Source organism: Pseudomonas sp. UBA6699 (assembly GCF_002454615.1).
GTDB classification, from domain to species: Bacteria; Pseudomonadota; Gammaproteobacteria; order Pseudomonadales; family Pseudomonadaceae; genus Aquipseudomonas; species Aquipseudomonas juntendi.
Map to the genome: position 1 here is coordinate 1 of NZ_DKJF01000016.1, position 20,340 is coordinate 20,340.

At 63.6% G+C, this 20,340-nt stretch carries 17 protein-coding genes; 4 read left to right on the top strand and 13 right to left on the bottom strand.

The window, feature by feature from the left end; all coding sequences use genetic code 11:
• Positions 1-237: 237 nt before the first annotated feature.
• Positions 238-1,614 (bottom strand): L-serine ammonia-lyase, encoded by a 1,377-nt coding sequence (locus B3361_RS02410; RefSeq protein ID WP_054905459.1) that lies wholly within the window; start codon positions 1,612-1,614, stop codon positions 238-240.
• 146 nt (positions 1,615-1,760) lie between these two features.
• Between B3361_RS02410 and B3361_RS02415 the strand changes: the two genes are divergently transcribed.
• A complete protein-coding gene (locus B3361_RS02415; RefSeq protein WP_009682752.1) occupies positions 1,761-2,702 on the top strand; it encodes a LysR substrate-binding domain-containing protein in 942 nt (313 codons plus the stop codon).
• A gap of 28 nt (positions 2,703-2,730) precedes the next feature.
• Here the strand turns inward: B3361_RS02415 and B3361_RS02420 are convergent, their stop codons facing one another.
• The 12 genes from B3361_RS02420 to B3361_RS02475 all read right to left on the bottom strand — a co-directional run bounded on the left by B3361_RS02420 (position 2,731) and on the right by B3361_RS02475 (position 14,803).
• Positions 2,731-4,152, bottom strand: coding sequence for an undecaprenyl-phosphate glucose phosphotransferase (locus B3361_RS02420; RefSeq protein WP_054905460.1), 1,422 nt, complete (start codon positions 4,150-4,152; stop codon positions 2,731-2,733).
• Positions 4,153-4,329: 177 nt separating this feature from the next.
• Positions 4,330-5,088, bottom strand: a complete 759-nt coding sequence (locus B3361_RS02425) for a WecB/TagA/CpsF family glycosyltransferase (protein WP_054905461.1) — start codon at positions 5,086-5,088, stop codon at positions 4,330-4,332.
• Positions 5,088-6,275 carry a glycosyltransferase family 2 protein gene (locus B3361_RS02430; RefSeq protein ID WP_054905462.1) on the bottom strand — a complete coding sequence of 396 codons (1,188 nt, stop codon included), beginning with the start codon at positions 6,273-6,275 and terminating at the stop codon, positions 5,088-5,090. The genes B3361_RS02425 and B3361_RS02430 overlap by 1 nt, the downstream gene beginning before the upstream one ends.
• Positions 6,272-7,474 (bottom strand): glycosyltransferase family 4 protein, encoded by a 1,203-nt coding sequence (locus tag B3361_RS02435; RefSeq protein WP_054905463.1) that lies wholly within the window; start codon positions 7,472-7,474, stop codon positions 6,272-6,274. The genes B3361_RS02430 and B3361_RS02435 overlap by 4 nt, the downstream gene beginning before the upstream one ends.
• Before the next feature lie 49 nt (positions 7,475-7,523).
• Positions 7,524-8,528, bottom strand: a complete 1,005-nt coding sequence (locus B3361_RS02440; RefSeq protein ID WP_154211347.1) for a VirK/YbjX family protein — start codon at positions 8,526-8,528, stop codon at positions 7,524-7,526.
• A gap of 9 nt (positions 8,529-8,537) precedes the next feature.
• Positions 8,538-9,515: a glycosyltransferase family 2 protein gene (locus tag B3361_RS02445; protein ID WP_054905465.1), complete on the bottom strand. Its 978-nt coding sequence runs from the start codon at positions 9,513-9,515 to the stop codon at positions 8,538-8,540.
• 5 nt (positions 9,516-9,520) lie between these two features.
• Positions 9,521-10,045, bottom strand: coding sequence for a serine O-acetyltransferase (locus B3361_RS02450; protein ID WP_029885432.1), 525 nt, complete (start codon positions 10,043-10,045; stop codon positions 9,521-9,523).
• Between the two features lie 8 nt (positions 10,046-10,053).
• Positions 10,054-11,010 (bottom strand): glycosyltransferase family 2 protein, encoded by a 957-nt coding sequence (locus B3361_RS02455; RefSeq protein ID WP_054905466.1) that lies wholly within the window; start codon positions 11,008-11,010, stop codon positions 10,054-10,056.
• Positions 11,003-11,620, bottom strand: coding sequence for an acyltransferase (locus B3361_RS02460; RefSeq protein ID WP_009682743.1), 618 nt, complete (start codon positions 11,618-11,620; stop codon positions 11,003-11,005). The genes B3361_RS02455 and B3361_RS02460 overlap by 8 nt, the downstream gene beginning before the upstream one ends.
• Before the next feature lie 103 nt (positions 11,621-11,723).
• Positions 11,724-13,190, bottom strand: a complete 1,467-nt coding sequence (locus tag B3361_RS02465; RefSeq protein WP_054905467.1) for a GMC oxidoreductase — start codon at positions 13,188-13,190, stop codon at positions 11,724-11,726.
• Positions 13,187-13,381 (bottom strand): hypothetical protein, encoded by a 195-nt coding sequence (locus B3361_RS02470; RefSeq protein WP_054905468.1) that lies wholly within the window; start codon positions 13,379-13,381, stop codon positions 13,187-13,189. The genes B3361_RS02465 and B3361_RS02470 overlap by 4 nt, the downstream gene beginning before the upstream one ends.
• Positions 13,382-13,426: 45 nt before the next feature.
• Entirely contained in the window at positions 13,427-14,803 is a 1,377-nt protein-coding gene (locus B3361_RS02475; RefSeq protein WP_009682740.1) for an oligosaccharide flippase family protein, read from the bottom strand.
• Between the two features lie 201 nt (positions 14,804-15,004).
• Here B3361_RS02475 and B3361_RS02480 point away from each other — a divergent pair, with 201 nt between their 5' ends.
• The 3 genes from B3361_RS02480 (at position 15,005) to galE (ending at position 20,178) form a co-directional block, all read left to right on the top strand.
• Entirely contained in the window at positions 15,005-16,531 is a 1,527-nt protein-coding gene (locus tag B3361_RS02480; RefSeq protein ID WP_029885429.1) for an O-antigen ligase family protein, read from the top strand.
• 5 nt (positions 16,532-16,536) lie between these two features.
• Entirely contained in the window at positions 16,537-19,137 is a 2,601-nt protein-coding gene (locus B3361_RS02485) for a cellulase family glycosylhydrolase (RefSeq protein WP_154211349.1), read from the top strand.
• A gap of 63 nt (positions 19,138-19,200) precedes the next feature.
• A complete protein-coding gene (gene galE, locus B3361_RS02490; protein ID WP_154211350.1) occupies positions 19,201-20,178 on the top strand; it encodes a UDP-glucose 4-epimerase GalE in 978 nt (325 codons plus the stop codon).
• Positions 20,179-20,340 lie beyond the last annotated feature (162 nt).

The window sequence follows — 20,340 nt, forward strand, 5'->3', positions numbered from 1 at the left end:
GAGCGATCGGCCTCCCCGGAAGTGCTTCTTCAGCCTGACGAGAATATCTTCTCCCGCCAGGCCAGTCACAACATACAAGCAGCGACCGCAGCTCGCGATGCGCCGCGCGGGCGGCGCTCGATCTCCCAGGCGCTGCACATCTTGTGTCAAACACGCGTCAGCCCTCATACGATCCCTACGGGAGCTGGGCTTGAACGGCGATGAACTGCAAAGCAGCCCCCTACCCCCCGCATTAGCTCAACATTCGACGAATGCAACCGCCAGGCCGCCGCGCGAAGTTTCCTTGTAGTTGGCATGCATGTCCGCCCCGGTATCACGCAAGGTGCGGATTACCCGGTCGAGCGAAATGAAATGCTCGCCATCGCCCCGCAGTGCCATTTGCACCGCATTGATCGCTTTCACGGCAGCGATGGCATTGCGTTCGATGCACGGCACTTGCACCAGGCCACCGACCGGGTCGCAGGTCAGCCCAAGGTTGTGTTCCAGGGCAATTTCGGCAGCGTTTTCCAATTGCGCCGGTGTCGCGCCCAGCACCTGGGCCAGGCCGGCGGCCGCCATCGAGCAGGCAGACCCGACCTCCCCCTGGCAGCCGACCTCGGCGCCGGAAATGGAGGCGTTCTTTTTGCACAGGATGCCAACCGCAGCCGCGGCAAGCAGGAAGTCCACGACATCCGCGTCGCAGGCACCAGGGTTGAACTTCATGTAGTAGTGCAGTACCGCCGGGATGATACCGGCTGCACCGTTGGTAGGTGCAGTGACCATGCGCCCGCCAGCGGCGTTCTCTTCGTTGACCGCCAGGGCGTACAGGTTGACCCACTCCATGGCGCCGAGCGTCGACCCGATCACATTAGGCTTGCCCAGTTCCTGCAAGCTACGGTGCAGCCGCGCCGCACGGCGTTTGACGTGCAAACCGCCGGGCAGAATGCCCTCGTTGCGCAGGCCGTTGTCCACGCACTCGCGCATCGCGGCCCAAATGCGCAGCAGGCCGTCGCGCACCTCGGCTTCCGGGCGCCAGGCGCACTCGTTGGCCATCATCAGTTGCGCCACACTCAAGCCGTGGGCCTGGCACAGCTTCAGCAACTGGGCACCACTGCCGAACTCGTAGGGCAGCACGGCGGCGTTCTCTGCAGTTTTCGGCGCATCGACTTCGGCCTGTTCGACGATGAACCCACCGCCTACCGAATAATAGGTCTGGCACAACAGGCTATCCTGCCCGTGCATGGCTTCTACGCGCATGGCGTTGGGGTGGTACGGCAAATTTTCGTCGAGCAGCAGCATGTCTTGCCCATACTCGAACGCCACGGGGTGGCTGCCGTCCAGCGTCAGGCAGTGTTCCTGCAGCACCTGACCGATGCGCGATTCGATGGTGGCCGGGTCGATACGGTCTGGCCATTGCCCCATCAAGCCCAACAGGCAGGCACGGTCGGTGGCATGACCAACGCCGGTCGCCGACAGCGAGCCATACAGGCGCACTTCAACGCGCGTCACCCGTCCCAGCAAGCCCTGCTCGCGCAGGGCCTGGGCAAAGGTCGCAGCCGCGCGCATCGGGCCGACGGTGTGGGAGCTGGACGGGCCGATGCCGATTTTGAAAAGGTCGAAAACACTGATAGCCATACTAATGCCTGACCATGCGCTGATAGGTAGCCAGTGCACGGATATCTGGAGAAAATGGGCGCTGCTGCGATTTTGCGCGATACTGACGCTGCGCGATTGAAATGACCAACGAAACTTCCTAAGCAAGGCTTTAGCAGGACTAAACGATGCGACGCCAACTCAACGGCCAGATGTTTGTTTGGCTGCACGTTTTTGCCTGCGCCGCCAGGCACCTGTCCTTTACCCGCTGTGCAGAGGAACTGCACATCACCCCCGGGGCGGTCAGCCAACAGATGCGCCAGCTGGAAGAGCGCCTGGGTTACCGCCTGTTTCTCCGCCGGGCACGGGGCGTGGAACTGAGCGCGGAAGGCCAACGCCTGGCGCAGACCGTGACCGACGCCTACGGCAGCATCGAGGCAGAGCTGCTGCGCCTGGATGCCGGCGAGATCCGTGGCACGTTGCGGGTGCGCTCCATCCCCTCGTTCCTGGCCAAGTGGCTGACGCCGCGCTTGCCACGTTTCCAGCAGCGCTACCCGGACATCGAACTGCGCCTGGTGGCCGAAGACAGTGCCCAGGCCTTGACCCCGGGCGACTTCGACCTGGCCATCGACCTCAACGATGGCAGCTACCCGGGCATGCTCTCCACGCCGCTGCTGGACGAGCAGATCTTTCCCGTATGCGCGCCCTCACTGCTGCGTGGGCGCCCCCCGCTGCACGGGCCGGCCGACCTGGTGCACTACCCGCTGCTGCACGACATCACCGCCTGGCGTGGCAGTTCGGAATATGCCGAATGGGAGTTCTACCTGGACGGGATCGGCGCCACTGGGTTGGACGTACGCCGCGGGCACACCTTCAACCGCAACCACCTGACCATCGAAGCAGCGATTGCCGGTATCGGTGTGGCCATTGCCCGGCGCACGCTACTCAACGATGAACTGGAGCGCGGCGCGCTGATCGTGCCGTTTGGCGTACCGATCGCCAACCACAAACGCTACGTGGTGCATTACCCGCCCGGCGGGTTGACCCAGCCGGGCGCGCGGGCGGTACATGACTGGCTGGTGGAAGAAGCACGAGGGTTCCGCGAACTGCACCCGTTGAACACAGCATGAGGCCTGTTCTGCACCTGTGGCATGACAATCAATAGGCCTGTTTACCGGTGAACGCATTCAACGTGCGTACCAGAATCACGAAATCCAGCCACAACGACCAGTTGTTGATGTACTCGATGTCGGAGTCCACCCGCTGGATCATCTGTTCGATGTCCTTGGTCTCGCCACGGAACCCGCGCACCTGGGCCAGGCCGGTCATGCCCGGCTTGATGTTGTGGCGAGCGAAGTAATCCACGATGTCCTGGGAATACAAGGTGTCGTGCTGCAAGGCATGCGGCCGTGGCCCGACCAGCGACATTTCGCCGGTCAGCACATTGAACAGCTGCGGCAGTTCATCGAGGCTGGTACGGCGGATGAAGGCCCCAACCCGGGTCAACCGCGGGTCGTTCCTCTGGGCTTGCTGCACCACACCGCCTTCGGGCTGGTGCACATGCATGCTTCTGAATTTCCAGATACGAAACGCCTCACCCGTCCAGCCGGTACGCTCCTGGCGGAAAAACACCGGGCCGCGGCTGTCGAGCTTGATGGCCAGGGCAACGGCCAGCAATACCGGCGACGCACACAGCAGGATCAGCGCGGCCAGCACCCGGTCCTCGAGGTTTTTCAGGAATAGGCTCATGCCTGTGAGCGGGGTTTCCGACAAGGTCAGCACCGGAATGCCGGCAATTTCCCGCACGCTGTGGTTGATCAGGCGCAACGAGAAGATGTCCGGTACCCAGTTCACCGCGATGCACTTGTCGAGCAGCTTGAAGTACACGTCGTTGATCACTTCCGAGCCGCCCAGCGGGGTCACCAGGTAGACCGTGCGGATGCCGTGGCGGGCGACCAGTTCGTCAAGCTCGGCAATATGCCCGAGCACCGGCAGGCGCTGTTTGCCCTCGGCGCCCTCGCCTGCTTGTGGTTCAACCTTGTCGACCAGTACACACCCCAGCACCCGCTCACCAAACCACGGGTTGCTGCTGATTTTCTGGTAAAGGAAGTTGGCCAGGTCACCATTGCCAATGATCAGGGCATTGTCCAGGCGTGCATGTGCGGTGAAACGCTTCTGCAGCTCACGCACGGCGAAGTGCAGGAACAGCTGGGCGAAGTAACCGATGACGAACAGCTGGCCAACCAGCAGCCGGGAGTAGGTTTCGCTCTGCTTGGTCAGGAATGCCATGACCACCAGAAAGCAGAACGTGGCCGACCAGGCCTTGAACAGGCGAAAGGCCTTGATCGAAAGCCCGACGTTGGTCCGGTAGATTGCGTAATGATCATAAATGACCGCCAGTGCGCCGATCAGCAACAGCAGCATGATCACGTAATCGGAGGTGATGTAGCCGAACTGGTCATAGATCAGGTACCAGGCGATACCCGTCACGGCAATGCCGTCGAGGCCGGCCTGGATGGCGTTGCTGACACTGCTTCGGCGCTGGAGTAAGGAACGACTGCTTCTGGGTTCGAAAACCATTTCAGACCTCATCAATTGGAGCGTGGCAAGTGCCTTACAGCCAACAACCAGTCTTGAATCACAGCCATGCAGCGCCGCACGCGGCGAAGCGCGCAGCGTCCAAACCATTGATATCACTGTAGCAGCCAGCTGCCGCAGGCGGGCCCGGAATACGTGCTGCCACAGCTTTTGGCCGATTCACAGCGTGCGCCTGGCCGCAGCGCTCGCCCGCCGATACAGCAAGGTGCGCAGCAGAAACAGCGGGTTGCCCACCACGTAGCGCATGAACAGGCGCCTGGGCTCACGGCACAGCCGATACAACCACTCGCCGCCAACCGCCCGCAGCCAGCCGGGGGCGCGGCTGACCTTGCCGCCGAGAAAGTCCAGGATCGCCCCACCACACACGATCAGGCAGGGGCCGCTGATGCCGGCCAACTGTGCGGCGACCGCTTCCTGCTTGGGCATGCCCATGCCCAGCACGATCAGTTCGGGTTGATGCTCGCGCGCCAGTTGCAAGTAGGTATCGACAGTGGCAAAGCCATCGTGAACCGACACCGGCGCCACGCCGAAGGTGTCGGCGCAGTGCTGCACCGCCTGGCGCAGGTAGGGTTGCCGCGTGCCCCAGAAGGCCACCTTGCGCCCCCGGTAGGCCGCCAGCAGCCTGGGAATGAAATCGGTACCGTTCATGTTCAGGCCAGGCTCCAGGCCCAGGCCGCGGTAAAGGATCGCCATGCCGGAGCCATCGCGCAGCAACACATCGGCTGCCGACAGTGCCTGGCAATAAGCCCCGTCGCGCACCACCAGGTTCATTGCGTGGGCATTGACGAACCCCAGCACCGTCGCTTTGCTCGGGGTTGCCAGGTGCTCGAGCAGGCGCTGCACGGCGTTTTCGTCGGCGACCACATGCAGCTGCCCGACCAGGCGCGCCCAGCGTTGCTGCCATTGCCGCTGGCTCATCAGTCGCCATCCCGTTTCGAGCGCACCCATTCGACCTGGCGCTTGATCAGAAAGCCCAGGTAGAGGGGGATTTTCCTGGCTGCGTAGAACGGTGCGTACAGCAACACCGAGAACGGGATCAGCTCCCGACAGAAGCGCGCCCAGGCCACCACCACTGCCACGCCGAGCAACCCCAGCCCCAGCAGGGCGAACCCTGCAGGTGCCGCCAGCCCGGTTACCAGGTAAACCAGCCAGGTCAGCAGGTTGAACCCCAGCAGCGCCAACACCAGCAAGGCCAAGGGTGATACCACCAGGTCCAGGGTCATCGCCGCGAGGGCACCATTGCGCTGGGTGATGGCAGCCAGCGCCCGCTTCGGCCCATCGGTCAGCATCAACCCCAGGTGGCCGTGCTCCCAGCGCGTACGCTGGCTGTTGAGGCCTTGCGGGCTGAGCGGGAACTGGCTGGTCACCAAGGCTTCGGGGCAGAACAGCGGTGGCTTGCCTTGTTGGCAAAGATCCAGCCCGAGTTTCACATCCTCGACCAGATGGCCATTGGCGAGGTTGACCTGGCGCAGGTCGTGCCAGCCGAAGGCCATGCCGGCGCCCATCAACTGGCAAGGCAAGCCCAACCGCGCCCAGCCACGCGGACGAACCAGGTTCTTCACGCGCCAGGCAAATTCGGCGACCTGCACTTTCAGCCCGGCACCTGCGGGTGCCCGCATCAGGTACAGCGCCTGCACCGGGCGCGCCGTTTCACGGCAACGCCGAGCCAGGATATCGATGGCGCCCTCGCCGACCTGGCAATCGGCATCCACCACGATCACCACCTCAGGGGGCAGGCGCGCCAGATGGCGCACGCCGAAGTCCAGGGCATAGCCTTTGCCGCGCAACTGGGCGTCATACCGCTCCACCACTTCGGCCCCCGCTTCGCGGGCCAGCTGCGCCGTGGTGTCGGAACAGTTGTCGGCCACTACCAGCAAGCGGTCACCCTCGAGCAGTTGCGGCACGATGCTCGCCAGGCTGGCCTGGATGATCGAGGCCTCGTTGTGCGCCGGCACCAGCACCGCAAGCGTTGGCCGCGCCGTGGTGCAGGGTGGCGGCCTGCGTGCGGGCAGGCAAGCCAGCAATACCTGCAGCGAAAACACCAACACCGGCACCAGGACGATGACCGTCAGCAGGCCCAGCAACCACGCTAATACACTTATCATGCGAATGCCTTGAAGTAGCCGGCCAGCCTGGCCGCCTCGGTGTCGATGTCGTGCCGTTGCAGTACCCGTTCGTAGGCCGCCTGGCCCATGCGCTGCAACACCTCGGCAGGTTGCGCCAGGCACTCGGCCATGGCCGCTGCCAGCTCGTCCACCGCGCCTGCGGGGAACAGCCAGCCATTCTCGCCGGGCCTGACCAGCTCCGGGATCCCGGCAACAAACGTGGTCAGCACCGGGCGGCGCAAGGCCATGGCCTCCATGATCACCACCGGCAGGCCCTCGGCAAAGCTGGGCAATACCAGAGCGCGGGCAGCGAGGATCTCGTCGCGCACCTGTGCACTGCTGATCCAGCCAGTAATGCGTACGTGCTGCTGCAGGCCGTGGCGGGCAATCAAGGCCTCGATCTGCTCGCGCATTTCACCGTCACCGGCCAGCACCAGCTCAAAAGCCTGCGACTGGGCCGCCAGCCGGCGCGCGGCCTCCAGCAGCAACAACTGGCCCTTCTGCTCACACAGGCGCCCAACGCACACTAGGCGTGGCGCCGCGGGCGCCTCTACCGCAGGCACCGCATGGAACGCGCGCTCCAGCCCACAATGCACCACCTTGACCTTGGCCCAGTGCTCGTGGGCCACCCAGCGCAGCAGCTGGCTGCGCCCATACGAGCTGACCGCCGCGACAAAAGCGGCGCGCCGGACCTTTTCCCCCAGGTGCAGGAACTGTGGCTTGTCGAACTCTTCGGGGCCGTGCACGGTGAAACTGTAGGCCGGCCCGCCCAGCATGTTGGCCAGCATGACCACTTCGGTAGAGTTGGTGCCAAAGTGCGCGTGCACGTGCTGCGCCTGCCCTGCCTGCAGCCACTGCAGCACCTGGCAGGCTTCGGCCAGATACACCAGGTGATAGGGCCAGGCGCGGTCCGCCCGGCGGCCAAGCCGCAGTGCCAGCCACAGCGCCCGGCCGAAGCGCCGCGGCTGCGCGCGCAATACCTGCCACATGGGCCGCAACAGCTGTTTCAGCCCGCCTTGCAGCACGTAGCGGGTCTTGCCCCGCTCGACCACGTCCTCGGCATCCTGCACCTCGGCGTCCCAACCACGCAGTGCCAGGCGCTGCACCTCTACCCCTTGGCGCTCCAGCGCCAGGATCTCGCGGCGGATAAAACTGTGGCTGACCTTCGGGTACTGATTGATGAAATAAGCAATGCGCATATGAACCCAGATCCAAACCCGCTTGATGACCAACCGCCCCAGGCAACCTTTACTTCAGGCTGTCGACTACCGGCGGCCTGCCTACTGCCGATGCACTCACAGCAAATGCATCCCCCTGTGTTCCTTGTAGTCCAAGGTTGGCACCATTGCTTGGCAAAGCTGCTTGCAAGCGGGTGAATACATCGTCGAGCAATGCCTGGCGACGGCGATACATCGCCCGTTTCTTTGCCGGAATGTCGGCCTCGGCACGCTGCGCCGGCGCCAGTGGCAGGCTGTAGAAATCGGCATGCTCCGAAGCGCTGGCACCATGCTCCTGCCAGATAGCGTCGTAGTTGGCCGCCAGCTCCTGGCCCTTGTCACGGCCAAAATAAGCGTGGCGGTGATGCCGGCTGGCATCGTTCACGGCATACAACCGGGCAACCCCCAACGTTCTGGCCAGGCACTTCAACGCCTCCAGCAGCAAGCTGCGCGGGCGCAACCCCTCGAAGTCTTTGGTCAGGTCGCGGTAGATGGCCAGCGAGGTGTCGCTGTCGATGCCTTTATGGATACCCTGCACTGCGCCGATGTACAAACCGATGCCGGCCGGCCCCTGGCACAGGGTGAACGCCAGGGATGCCACACGCAGGTCACCCTGGAACAGGTTGAGCACCAGCTCGCCTTCGCGCTTGAACCAGATCGGCCGGTCGAGCACCAGGCAGCAGCCCGGCGAGTAGCTACCCAGGTCACACAGGGCAAGGCTGTCGTCCCGGCCCAACAGCAACAGCCCAGGAAAATGCCGGGCCACCAGCTCGAAGTGCGAGGCCACTGCATCGAGGCGCTGCGGCGCCTGCCAGTGCTGGCTGATATAGGGCCATTGCACGACACCGATGCAGTCAACGCCCAACTGCTGCACCCCCGGCTGGCCCAGTGCCGCGGTCAGGCGCTGCATGAAGGTGTCCAGCTGAGGCCAATGCCTGGCCATCTGCAGGCTCAGCTTGTACTTGTTGTGCAATGCCCGCAACGAGTAACCGGGTTGCAGGGTAAACACGCTTTTCACGAGGGTGCCGAGCATCATGGGCCTCTCTCACTTGTACTCGATCAAAGCCGCTTTGCCAGCCGCCAGGCGGTGGCGCAGAAACTTCAGCTGGCCGAGCATTTCGGGGAACTTGCCCAGTACCAGAAACACGGCCTGCAGCCAGTTTTCGCGCGGCGACCTGTTGCCCCGCTGCGCCAGGCGCATGGCCTGCAACGGGTAGATCAACAACAACCCCAAGCCCCAGCCGCCCACCAGCAGGCAGGCCAGCACGATCGACACGGGAATGCCCAGGCCCCACACCCAGGCCCGGCGCGACTCGCGCAACCAGTGCCGCTCGGGAGGCTGCCCGTGCAGATAGGCGCCCTCGGCGTAGGCATGCCCGGCACGCAGGCTGCGCCGCCACCATTGGCTGAACCGGGTCATGTCGGCGTCGTGCAAGGTCATCTCGGCATCCAGGCGCCAGATTTTCCAGCCCTTGGCGCGCAAGCGCACGCACAGCTCCGGCTCTTCCCCGGCGATCAGGTCAGGCCGAAAACCGCCCACGGCGGTGAAAGCGTCTACCCGCATCAACGCGTCACCGCCGCAGGCCTTGGCCTCGCCGATCGGGGTATCCCATTCCAGGTCGCACAACAGGTTGTACACCGAGCGCTGCGCGAAGCGTTCGCGGCGCCGGCCACACACCACCGCCACCGCGGGGTGTGCGGCCAGAAACGCCTGGGCGGTGGCCAGCCAGCGGGCATCCACTTCGCAGTCGCCATCGACGAACTGCACCCAGTGCATGGCGGGCAGCAACCGCTGCAACACGGCAAAACCTTCGTTACGCGCCCTTGCCGCGGTGAACGGGGTGCCCATGTCCAGCGCCAGCACCTCGACGCCCAAGGCAGCGGCCAGTTGTTGCGAACCGTCGCTGGAGCCCGAGTCGACATACACGACCTTGTCAGCCCCATGGGCCAACGAGCGCAGGCAGCGCTCCAAACGCTGGCCCTCGTTGCGGCCAATGACCACCACGCCGGTCTGCATCGCCAAGGGCCTCACTCGACCGCCGCCGGGGCGACCAGGTGCCGGGCCTTGATGACTGCCGGTACGCCGACAGCCAGGGAGTTATCTGGCACATCCACCAGCACCACGGCATTGGCACCAATGATCACGTTGTTGCCGATGCGAATGCTGCCCAGTATCTTGGCGCCCGTACCTATATCGACGTTGTTGCCGAACACCGGGGCGATGGGCTCGTCGACATTTTTCAGGCCCACTACCACGCCATTGCGGATGCGACAGTCGTCGCCGAACCGGGCGTAGCCGCTGACCACGATGCCACCGAAATGGTCGATGACGAAATTGCGGCCGATCACCGCCTCGCAGGGCAGTTCCACCCCGGTGATGATCTGCACGAACTTGAACAACACCTTGTACACCAGTGAGCACAGCTTGCGCAGCAGCGCCGGGCGCACGCCGTAGCGCCAGCGGCCGAAGCGGTACACCAGCAATACCCAGAAGCCCTGGGCCCCCCAGTCGCCACCATGGGCCCGCAGGTCGGCGCGAATATTCTCGAACATGACGGTAGCTACCTTGTCGGTTGGCTGGCGTAACGGGTCTGCAACAGCAGTGACCAGGTCGCCCGGCAATGACGCCAGCAGGCCTGTATCGCGCCCCGGCCGCGTCGTTTCAACAGCGCTTTGAGTGCCAGCACCAGGTCGCCCACGGTCACCAGCAGCATATGCAACGCCAGCCCGGCCAAGCCATGGTGCTTGCGGAAATACAGCAGCTCGCTCTCGATCTGGTAGGCGGAAATCTGCCGGCTGGCAGCTTCAAGCTCGGTGACTGACTTGGAGCTTTCACCCCCTATGTGGACCACCGTGGTATGTGGGTAGAACACCACTTTCCAGCCGGCCTGCTTGACCCGCTTGCAGTGGTCGACTTCCTCGTAATAAAGAAAGTAGCGCGGATCGAACAGGCCTACCTGGTCCAGCACTTCGCGGCGTACCAGGTAGAAGCACCCGGGCAACCAGTCGCATTCGCGGACCGAAGCGTGGTCCCAGTCCATGTCGTCGACCATTTTCAGCCCAGGGAACAGGCGCCCCAGGCCGGTACGCCCGACGAAGACGTTCAGCGGCGTGGGAAAATAGCGGCAGCTGGGTTGCAGGTCACCCTCACGGCCTTCGAGGCGTACCCCCAGCACACCGCAGTCCGGGTGGGCATCCATGTAGTCGAGGGTTTTTTGCAGGGAATCGGCAGCCACGAACGCATCGGTGTTCAGCAACAATGCATACTTGCCTTGCAGGTGGGCCAGCAACTGGTTGTTGGCACGGCCAAAACCTACGTTGTGCTTGTTGCTGAGCAACACTGCCTCTGGGCATACCTCGGCCATACGCTGCAGCGAGTCGTCGACGGAGGCATTGTCCACCACCAGGTAACTGGCCAGGTGTTCGCTGCCTGCGCGGCGCAAGGCATCGAACATTGGCTGCAGCAACCCGGCGGTGTTGAAATTGACCACCATCACGTCGACCGGTTTGCTAGCCATTATTGCCATCCCCGAAGAAGTACTGGCGCCTCTGCGCCATCAGTTGCGGCTCAACCGTGGGGTCGTAGGCGCCGTCGCGCTGTTTGATCAGGTCGATCCACGGGTAGGCTTCGCAGCGTGCCTCGACCCGTTTGACCAGCGCCTCGGTGGTGCAGATGAACACGGCCGGGTTGCCGCCGTAGACGGTGCCCGGTGGCACGTCCTTGGTGACCACCGCCCCTGCCGCGACGATGGACTCGGGGCCGATGGTCACCCGCGGCATGATGATCGCACCGTGGCCGATGAAGCAGTTGTCCTTGATGTCGATGAAACCGACCGAATCAAGGTGTTTGCCAAACCGGTGTTCGATCAGCAAGACCACCCCGTCGTGGCCGATCAACGTGCAGTCGGACAACCCCACGCTGTTGCCGATACGCACCAGTGACGGGTCGAGGAACTTGCAGCCGGCATTGACGAAGAAATTGTCGCCTACCGAGTGAAAGTTGCCCCAGCGTTTGAGGTAGGCGCCCCACTCCAGCCCCGACGGCCTGCAGAACCGGCGGTAGAACGTGCCTCCGCGCCCGGTTGCATGTGCGTAATGTGCCACTGCCTTGCGTATCCATCCCATCATCCTTCCTGGCCTCGCGATCAATACGGCTCGAATGCCCTGAGGCGATGCGGTCTCGTTCTTCTAGATGCTGACCACTACGCACTCAACCTGTGTACAACATTGTTCACGCGGCGGCGCCGCTTTCCGTCCTCATCTTCGCGTCAAGGTGGTCGGCCAGCCGCACGGCGAACTGCAACAGCGGCATGGTCGGGTTGGAGGCGCCGCCCTTGGCAAAAATACTGCTGCCGGCGACATACAGGTTTTGCGTGCCGAATACCCGGCAGTTGCCGTCCACGACGCCCGTTTGCGCTGACGCGGCCATGCGCGTGGTGCCCATGTGGTGGGCATGGGGCGCCATTTTCAGCGGTATCGAGGTGTCATAGACAAACTCGTTGAGTTTGACGAAGCCCAGGCCCGTGTCAGCGAACTGCTTGGCCAGTTCGGTACCGATGCACTTGACGGTGTGGCGGTCATCGGCACTGAGCACCCAGTTCACGCTGACCTTCGGCACCCCCAGCGCGTCGTGCTCGTCGAGCAGCGAAATGCGGCTGTGCAGGTTGGGGAACTGCTCGATCATGGTACTGATCACGCCGTCACCGGGGCAGCTGAACTTGGCCACGAACTCTATCTTGCTGGAAATCCCCATGTCGCAGGCCAGGTTCTCGAGAAAATGCTTGACCTCGGCCGTGCGGCCATAGGTTTGCACATCGGCCAACAAGGCTGTGGTGACGTTGCCTTTGCCGGCCTGGTATTCGGCGAGGAAGGCATCGGTGGTGTAGTACTGGCGCGGCTCCGGGTCTTGCCCGGACTTGAGGATGAAGGTGCCCATCTCGATGTTCAGGTGCTCCATGAAGCACGCGCCAACCAGGCCTTCCTTGTTGACCACCCCCGCAGCCACCAGGGACTGGCTGTTCAGCAACTGTCGGGCATTCTCGATGGCCCCCGTGGCCAGGATGAAGTTGCGGGCCACCAACCGCTGGCGATTGCGCTGGTAGTCCGACAGCACCACCGCCGCCAGGTGGCCGGATGCCTGGTCGAATTCCAGGTCCACGCAGTTGCAATTGATGAACAGGTCCAGGCCCTTGGTCTGCTCCAGCGCCGTGGCGTATTTCTGGGCAAAGCGGGTCGGGGTGCTGAGCAGGAAACGGTCAGCTTCGAAGTCACCACCCTCGAGCGCAGTGTTCAGTGCCCGAAAATCTGCCCCGGCGGGCAGGTCGACGATATCCATGGCCACCGGCAGGTAGGGCTCGATCTCCGCATAGGCAATCGGCCAACCCGGCAACTCACCCGGTGGGGCCACGGCGAAGTCGGAAGCCGTGAAGGGCCGACACCGGCCGGCCCAATGGTTGGACGTGCCGCCCAGGTAACGCAGGCGCGTTTCCTCGGCATACAGCTCCAGGCCGGTCGAGGGGCAGGCGTACAGGGCTTGCGAATGCGGGGCGTACTCACGCCCCCCACCTTCGGCCAGCAACACGTTCCAGCCGGCTGCCGCCAGGCGCAGGCCAAGGGTGATCCCCGCAGGGCCAGCCCCGATGATGCAGAAATCGTAGTTGTCGCGCAGCGTCTTCTGCTGCTCATAGTCGTGGATCATGCTGGCTGGTTCCGAAAATAGCGGGACGGCAGTACCCAGCCGTTGATCACCACGAACCCTGGTTTTTCAACCGGTTTGCCAGCAAACATCGCCGTGGCGCCGAACGCCGCGCTGCCCACGCCCAGCAGCACGCAACTCTGGAGAAAGCCTCTACGACCCAACTGCGCAGTACAAAAAGTGAGCTTCCCCATGATCCTGTGACCTGTCCCCATGAAAGTTACACCCAGCACGCAGCCCTACAGCCAGTTGAAGAAGGCCGTGAGCAACGCCCCGCACAGCGCCCCCACCAGCAGCATCGGTAGCACCACCAGCTCACGTTTGAGGCTGAAGATGCCCAGCTTGCGATTGACATGAACAACCAGTACCAGCGTCGGCACCGTGTGCAGGGCCACCCCCCAGATCGCCCATTGCACACCTCCCAGCGCCAGCAACAGCGGCAGGAGCCCCCACAGCGAAACCAGGCGGATGATGTTGTCCATGGCCTGGTACTTGGTGAGGCCCAACGCAATCCATACCTGATGAGCCAAGGTATAGCGCAATACGATGAAGGACAGCGAAAGAATCGCCAGCATTTGGCCAGCTTCCTGGTAGCGGTCATCGTACATCCAGCCAATCAGCAGTGGGCTGGCTGTGAGGAAGCCCCCGCAAATGAACAGCACCAGCAGGTCGACCAGCAAACGGAAGCGGTAATACAGGGTCTTCAGCCGCGCTTTGTCGTCGGCCCTGGCCGCCTCGCTGAACGCTGGCAGCGCCACGGCGCCGACGATCTTCATCAGCGCCGTCTGAACCGCGCCAAGGATGAGCACGGCAATGGAGTACACCCCCAATTGCGCCGCCGACATGCTGGCGCCAAACCAGATACGGTCACCGTACATGGCCAGTACCCCAACCATCGACGACAACAGGATCCAGCGGCCGAACACGATCAGTTCGGTGAGTGCCGTACGGTCCCAGCGCAAGTGGTTGCGCGGGCCCTCCAGCGCGGTGTGGCCCAGCACAGTCCAGGCCACCGCCGAGACCAGGCCCGCGATGACCAGGGCCCAGATCGAGTGGGTCAGCACGCCCAGTACCAGCATCACCACCAGCCCGGCCAGTTGCGAGGCCAGGTCGACCAGCACCACGCGCTTCTGCTGGAAGGTACGCACCGCAACATCGATCTTGGTGGATTGGAAGCCCCATATCAGCGCCGACAGGCCGGTAACCGCCAGCACCATTGGCAGCACAGGGGCGGCATAGGTGGAGTCTGCCGGCCACAACTGCTGGTACTGCGCCACCCAGGCCGCCAGGGCCAGCAGCAGCGTCAGGGCGAACAGCACGAAGCCGCGGATGATCTGCACGGTCCACGCCGTATTGAGAAAGTCCGGGTCGTCGCCACGGTGGCTCTGGATGATGTTCTGGCGCAGGCCAACATCGGACAGCAGATGCAGGAGGACCGAAACGGTGGTGGCGATGACCATGACGCCGAACATTTCCGGCAGCAACAGCCGCGCCATGATGAGGTTGCCGCCAAGGCGCATGACCTGTGAAGCCACCTGCGAGACCAGGTTCCACGACCCGGCCCGCATGGCCCGCTTGCGCAGGCTCGCGGAGGCTGACACATCAATCGACGGCATGAATTCATTCTCTGACTGATTGGCTAAAAGTCACTATAGTTTCAATTAGCCACGATGCTAGTGCCCTGGCACGGAACTCAGCGCCTCACTGCCTGGCGGCGTCTTGGGAGCCCGGCCGGCGTTGCCACTCGCCCGAAGACAGTGTAGTTCCGCGACAGGGCAGCCGCCGTTTGCCCACCGAAGGAAAGGTGCACATAGCCGATGCCTGAACATTTTCGTGCGTTGATCGTCATTCTGTTTCTGGCGAGCGTGGTCTTCCTGTTGGCGCGGCGGCCGGCCACCGACCTGATTCCGCTCAGCGATTACAAGCGCCGGCGCAATTTGTGGTTCCTGCTTACCGTGCTGGCGTTCGTCTCGCACAGCTTCTGGCTGTACCTGGGCGCGGGTGCGGCCATCCTGTTGCTGGCACGGCGCCGCGAGCACAACCCCATGGCGCTGTTCTACATGCTGTTGTTCCTGATCCCGCCGGCCTCGGTGCAAGTGCCGGGGTTCGGCGTTGTCAATTACCTGGTCGACCTGAACCACATTCGCCTGCTGACGCTGTGCGTGCTGCTGCCGGCTGCGCTGGAGCTGCGCCGGCACCCCGACAGCGTGCGCTTTGGGCGCACCTGGGCCGACCGGCTGCTGGCCGCCGGGCTGGTGCTGATGAGCGTGCTGTACCTGCGCGAGACCACCCTGACCGATACCTTGCGCCAGGCCCTGTACCTGTATGTCGACGTATTCCTGCCGTACTACGTGGCGAGCCGTGGCCTGCGCCAGCTCAGCGACTTCAAGGACGCGATGCTGGCGTTCGTGCTCACCTCCTTCGTCATGGCCCTGATCGCGGTTGCCGAATACGTGCGCCACTGGTTGCTGTACAGCGCCTTGGTCGACGCCATGGGCGTGCCTTGGAGCATGTCCGGCTACCTGAGCCGTGGCGGCGCCCTGCGGGCCAGTGTCACCACCGGCCAGGCGATTGCACTGGGCTATGTGATGAGCGTGGCGATTGGCCTGTTCCTGTTCGTGCAGGGTTACGTGCAGCGGCCCTTGCACAGGGCCATGGGCGCCCTGCTGCTGGCGGCCGGCCTGTTCGCGCCGTTGTCCCGTGGGCCGTGGATTGGCGCAGTGGTCATCGTGGTGGTGTTCATCGCGCTGGGCAAAGGTGCGGTCAGGCGCCTGGCACTGCTGGGGGCGGCCGGCATGCTGGCGCTGCCGTTGCTGACGGTGGTGCCGGGCGGTGACAAGGTGCTGGACCTGCTGCCCTACATCGGCAATATCGAAAAGGAAAACATCACCTACCGCGAGCGGCTGATGGACAACTCGTGGATCGTCATCCAGCGCAATCCGCTGTTCGGCTCGTTCGACTTCCGCAACACCCCGGAAATGCAGGCGATGATCCAGGGTGAAGGCATCATCGACATCGTCAACACCTACATCAACCTGGCACTGCGCGTGGGGCTGGTCGGGCTTGGCCTGTTCGTGGCGTTCTTTGCCGTGGTGCTGCACGGTATCCGCAAGGCGATGCGCAGCTTCCCGGACAAGGACGACGAACGACGACAGCTCGGCCGCGTGTTGCTGGCAACGCTGATCGGCATCCTGGTGATCATCTTCACCGTCAGCAGTATCACCTTCATCCCCGTGGTGTACTGGTCGATCGCCGGTCTGGGCGTGGCCTACACCCAGATGGTGCGGCGGCTGCATGCCAGCCCCGCGGTGGCACTGGCCGAACCCGACCTCCAACCCAGGTAATGTTCATGAATGCGCTCGCCCTGCGTGGTTTCATCCGCCTTTCGGCCTTCGCCAGCCTGGCCTTGCTGCCACTGCCGGGCTGGGCGTCTGCCTGGCAGGTCAGTGTCGACGAGCACACTGGCCTGCCCACCGTGAGCCGTGGTGGTGGCCCGGTGATGAAAGCCAAGTTCGATTTCTGGGCCGCCAACTGGAGCTGGACCGGCTTCTACACCGACCTCAAGGTCAACGGGCCGTACCACTACACCCTGCTGGGCAAGAACAAGGAGCTGGACTTCGACCTGGCCGCGGATATCCGCAAGGAGCAGGCGCAAACGCTGAGCTGGACCTTCGACCTCGATGCACACAGCCGCAAGGCCGGGGTCATGGGGGGCGGCATGGTGTTCCAGTTCGACCCTGCGCAGGTCACCGGGGCCATGGGCGCCCCGCAATTGCTGCCAGGCAACCGCGGCTGGTGGTGGGGCAACGCCGAGCAGGGCCGGCGCATCGAAATGCGCTTCGAGCCGCCCTTGGCCAAAGTGTATTTCGAGCGTGGCAACCCGTCTGAGCTGCGCGCGTTTCTGTACCAGGACCCGATCACTGCCGGCAAGCAACAGCTCAAGGCCGTGCTCAACCTGACCGGGGACATCGAGCTCGCACCCACCGCCACCGAACGCTTCGGCCTGGCCGACCCGGCCAGCTGGCCAGACGACCAGTTGGACTGGCGCAGCGCGCCGGTAGACTTGTCGTTCCTCAATGCAGCAGAAAAACCCGCTGGCAAGCGTGGCTTCGTCAAGGCGGTCGGCGAGCAACTGGTGTTTGCCGACAACACCGCCGTGCGGTTCTGGGGCACCAACCTGTCGGCCTATGCGTTGTTCAAAAGCCCCGACGAGGAGATCCGCCAGCAGGCCAAACGCTTGTCGGCCCTGGGTTTCAACCTGGTCCGCCTGCATCATCACGATTCACCCTGGGTCAGCCCCAATGTGTTTGGCGACGGTACCTTGGTGCGCGACACCCAGCAGCTCAGCGCCGAATCGCTGCGCAAGCTGGACCTGTGGATCAAAGCACTCAAGGACGAGGGCATCTACATCTGGCTGGACATGCATGTGCAACGGGCGCTCACTGCCAACGACAATATCGAAGACTTCGACGAACTGGCCAAAGGCGAAGCGCGCATCGACCTGAAGGGCTACGCCTACGTCAACCGCAGTATCCAGCAGGCAATGAAGCGCTTCGCCGAGCAGTACCTGACCCACGTCAACCCATACACGGGGCTGGCCTACAAAGACGACCCGGCCATTGCCGCCGTGCTGATCACCAACGAGAACGACCTGACTCAGCACTACGGCAATGCCCTGATGCCGAACAAGGATGTGCCGCGCCACAGCGAACGCTACATGGCTGCCGCCAAGGCCTTCGCCAAACAGTACGACCTGCCCGCCGACCTGACTTGGCGTGCCTGGGAGCATGGGCCATCGAAGCTGTTCCTCAACGACTTGGAGCAGCGCTTCAATGCCGACATGATCGCCCACCTGCGCAGCGTGGGCGTGAAAGTGCCGATCGCCACCACCAGCACCTGGGGCGGCAACGGCCTGAGTGCGCTGCCGGCACTGAGTGTTGGCGATGTGATCGACGCCCATAGCTACGGGGACATGGGTCAACTGGAGAAAAACCCGCTGACCAGCGACGGCATGATCGACTGGATCGGCGCCGCCCAGGTGGTCGGCAAGCCACTGACCGTCACCGAGTGGAACGCCGAGCCGTTCCCGCTGCCAGACCGTCACTCGCTGCCACTGTACATGGCCGCTACCGCCAGCCACCAAGGCTGGGACGCCCTGCTGCAATATGCCTACAGCCAACAGGCGTTCAACCCGGGTTGGCGCACGGCAGACAACTGGCACGCCTACAACGACCCTGGCATGCTCGCCACCCTGCCCGCTGCTGCCCTGCTCTACCGCCGCGGCGATGTGAAGCCCGCCACTACCGACTATGTGTTCGCCCCGACGGCAGCCACCCTGTACAACCAGGAAATCACTCCGCGCAATTCGCCACTGCTGCGTACTGCCATGGAAAAGGGCCGCTTGCAGATCGCCCTGCCGCAAACGCCGCAACTGCCCTGGTTGAAACCTGCTGCCATCCCAAGCGGCGCGCACGTGCTGCAAGACCCCGATGAATCGCTGCTGCCGGCGGATGCCAGCGAATCGACCACCGACACGGGCGAGCTCAGGCGTAACTGGCAACAAGGCCTTTACACCATCGACACGCCGCTCACCCAGGCTGCCACCGGCTGGCTGGGGGGGCGGTCGATCAGCCTGGGCGCTGTGCAGGTGCAGGCGACTACGCCCTATGCCAGTGTCGTGGTGCAGAGCCTGGACGACAAACCGCTGGGGCAGTCGCGGGACCTGCTGGTGTCGCTGGGCACCCGGGCCATGCCCAAGCCCGATGACAAGACACCGTTCAATGTCGAGCCGCTGGAAGGCCGCCTGACCATCCAGGCGCCTGCCGGCCTGAAGCTGTACGCCCGCGATGCACAGGCGCAGTTGAAGGCGCTGCCTGTGGCCTACGACAACGGGCACTACACCCTGACCTTTGACGGCAGCTACATGTCCAACTGGCTGTTCTTGAAATAGGGCACATGGCCATCTACGCTCGATTCACTGCGTCGCTAAAACAGCAGGTCACAGGGGGTGCGCATGAAATGCCTGGTTGTCGGTGGCGCCGGCTACATTGGCTCACACATGGTCAAGCACCTGCTGGGCGCCGGCCATGAGGTGGTGGTGGCGGACCTGGTTTCACCTGGCCCCGGGGTTCAATGGGCCAAGCTCGACATTGCCGACGAAGCCGCACTGGATGTGTTGTTCGGCGTTGTGCATTTCGACGCGGTGTTTCACTTTGCCTCGTTCATTCAAGTGGGTGAATCGGTCAGCGCACCCGGCAAGTATTACCAGAACAATGTGGCTGCCACCCTTGCGCTGCTGCAGGCCATGGTCAACGCCGGCATCAAGTACCTGGTGTTTTCGTCGAGCGCTGCGGTGTATGGCAACCCGCTGTATGTGCCCATTGACGAAGCGCATGGCAAACAGCCGATCAACCCCTATGGCTTGAGCAAATGGATGGTCGAGCAGATTCTCGAGGACTTCGACCGCGCCTATGGTTTGAAGTCGGTTTGCCTGCGTTACTTCAACGCTGCCGGGGCCGACCCGGAGGGCCTGTTGGGTGAGCGGCATGAGCCGGAAACCCACCTGATCCCGTTGATCCTGCAGGCGGCATCGGGGCGGCGCGAGGCAGTCACTGTGTTTGGCCGCGACTACGACACCCCGGACGGCACCTGTATTCGCGATTATGTGCATGTGTCGGACCTGGCCACGGCGCATGCGTTGGCGGTGGACTACCTGCTGGCGGGTGGGGAGCGTACTGCGTTCAACTTGGGCAATGGCCTGGGCTTTTCGGTGCAGCAGGTGATTGATACCGCGCGTGGGGTAACCGGGCGGCAGATCGACACACTGGACGCCCCCCGCCGCGCCGGCGACCCGCCGCGGTTGGTGGCCGATGCCAGCAGAGCGCTGCAAGTGCTGGGCTGGCGGCCGGAGTTCGCCGCGCTGGAGCAGATCGTCCGGCATGCGTGGCAGTGGGAGTTGCAGTACCCCTGGGCCATACGCCAGGGGCGGTAGCCGAGAACAGCACGGGCCGCATTTGCTCCACAGTCGTCGCTAGCCACAGCGACACCGCCCGTTGAGGAGCAACTGTCTTTCTTAAAATTTGAAAAGCCTGCGCTATTCATTGTGGGAGCGGGCTTGCCCGCGAAGCAGTCGACGCGGTGTCTGGCACCGGCT

Excerpts from the sequence above, each read along its gene's own strand:
- B3361_RS02415 (WP_009682752.1), top strand. The coding sequence starts at position 1,761 with ATGCGACGCCAACTCAACGGCCAGATGTTTGTTTGGCTGCACGTTTTT.
- B3361_RS02460 (WP_009682743.1), bottom strand. The coding sequence starts at position 11,620 with ATGATGGGATGGATACGCAAGGCAGTGGCACATTACGCACATGCAACC.
- B3361_RS02455 (WP_054905466.1), bottom strand. The coding sequence starts at position 11,010 with ATGGCTAGCAAACCGGTCGACGTGATGGTGGTCAATTTCAACACCGCC.
- B3361_RS02470 (WP_054905468.1), bottom strand. The coding sequence starts at position 13,381 with ATGGGGAAGCTCACTTTTTGTACTGCGCAGTTGGGTCGTAGAGGCTTT.
- B3361_RS02420 (WP_054905460.1), bottom strand. The coding sequence starts at position 4,152 with ATGGTTTTCGAACCCAGAAGCAGTCGTTCCTTACTCCAGCGCCGAAGC.
- B3361_RS02465 (WP_054905467.1), bottom strand. The coding sequence starts at position 13,190 with ATGATCCACGACTATGAGCAGCAGAAGACGCTGCGCGACAACTACGAT.
- B3361_RS02435 (WP_054905463.1), bottom strand. The coding sequence starts at position 7,474 with ATGCGCATTGCTTATTTCATCAATCAGTACCCGAAGGTCAGCCACAGT.
- B3361_RS02430 (WP_054905462.1), bottom strand. The coding sequence starts at position 6,275 with ATGATAAGTGTATTAGCGTGGTTGCTGGGCCTGCTGACGGTCATCGTC.
- galE (WP_154211350.1), top strand. The coding sequence starts at position 19,201 with ATGAAATGCCTGGTTGTCGGTGGCGCCGGCTACATTGGCTCACACATG.
- B3361_RS02440 (WP_154211347.1), bottom strand. The coding sequence starts at position 8,528 with ATGATGCTCGGCACCCTCGTGAAAAGCGTGTTTACCCTGCAACCCGGT.
- B3361_RS02485 (WP_154211349.1), top strand. The coding sequence starts at position 16,537 with ATGAATGCGCTCGCCCTGCGTGGTTTCATCCGCCTTTCGGCCTTCGCC.
- B3361_RS02475 (WP_009682740.1), bottom strand. The coding sequence starts at position 14,803 with ATGCCGTCGATTGATGTGTCAGCCTCCGCGAGCCTGCGCAAGCGGGCC.
- B3361_RS02410 (WP_054905459.1), bottom strand. The coding sequence starts at position 1,614 with ATGGCTATCAGTGTTTTCGACCTTTTCAAAATCGGCATCGGCCCGTCC.
- B3361_RS02450 (WP_029885432.1), bottom strand. The coding sequence starts at position 10,045 with ATGTTCGAGAATATTCGCGCCGACCTGCGGGCCCATGGTGGCGACTGG.
- B3361_RS02480 (WP_029885429.1), top strand. The coding sequence starts at position 15,005 with ATGCCTGAACATTTTCGTGCGTTGATCGTCATTCTGTTTCTGGCGAGC.
- B3361_RS02425 (WP_054905461.1), bottom strand. The coding sequence starts at position 5,088 with ATGAGCCAGCGGCAATGGCAGCAACGCTGGGCGCGCCTGGTCGGGCAG.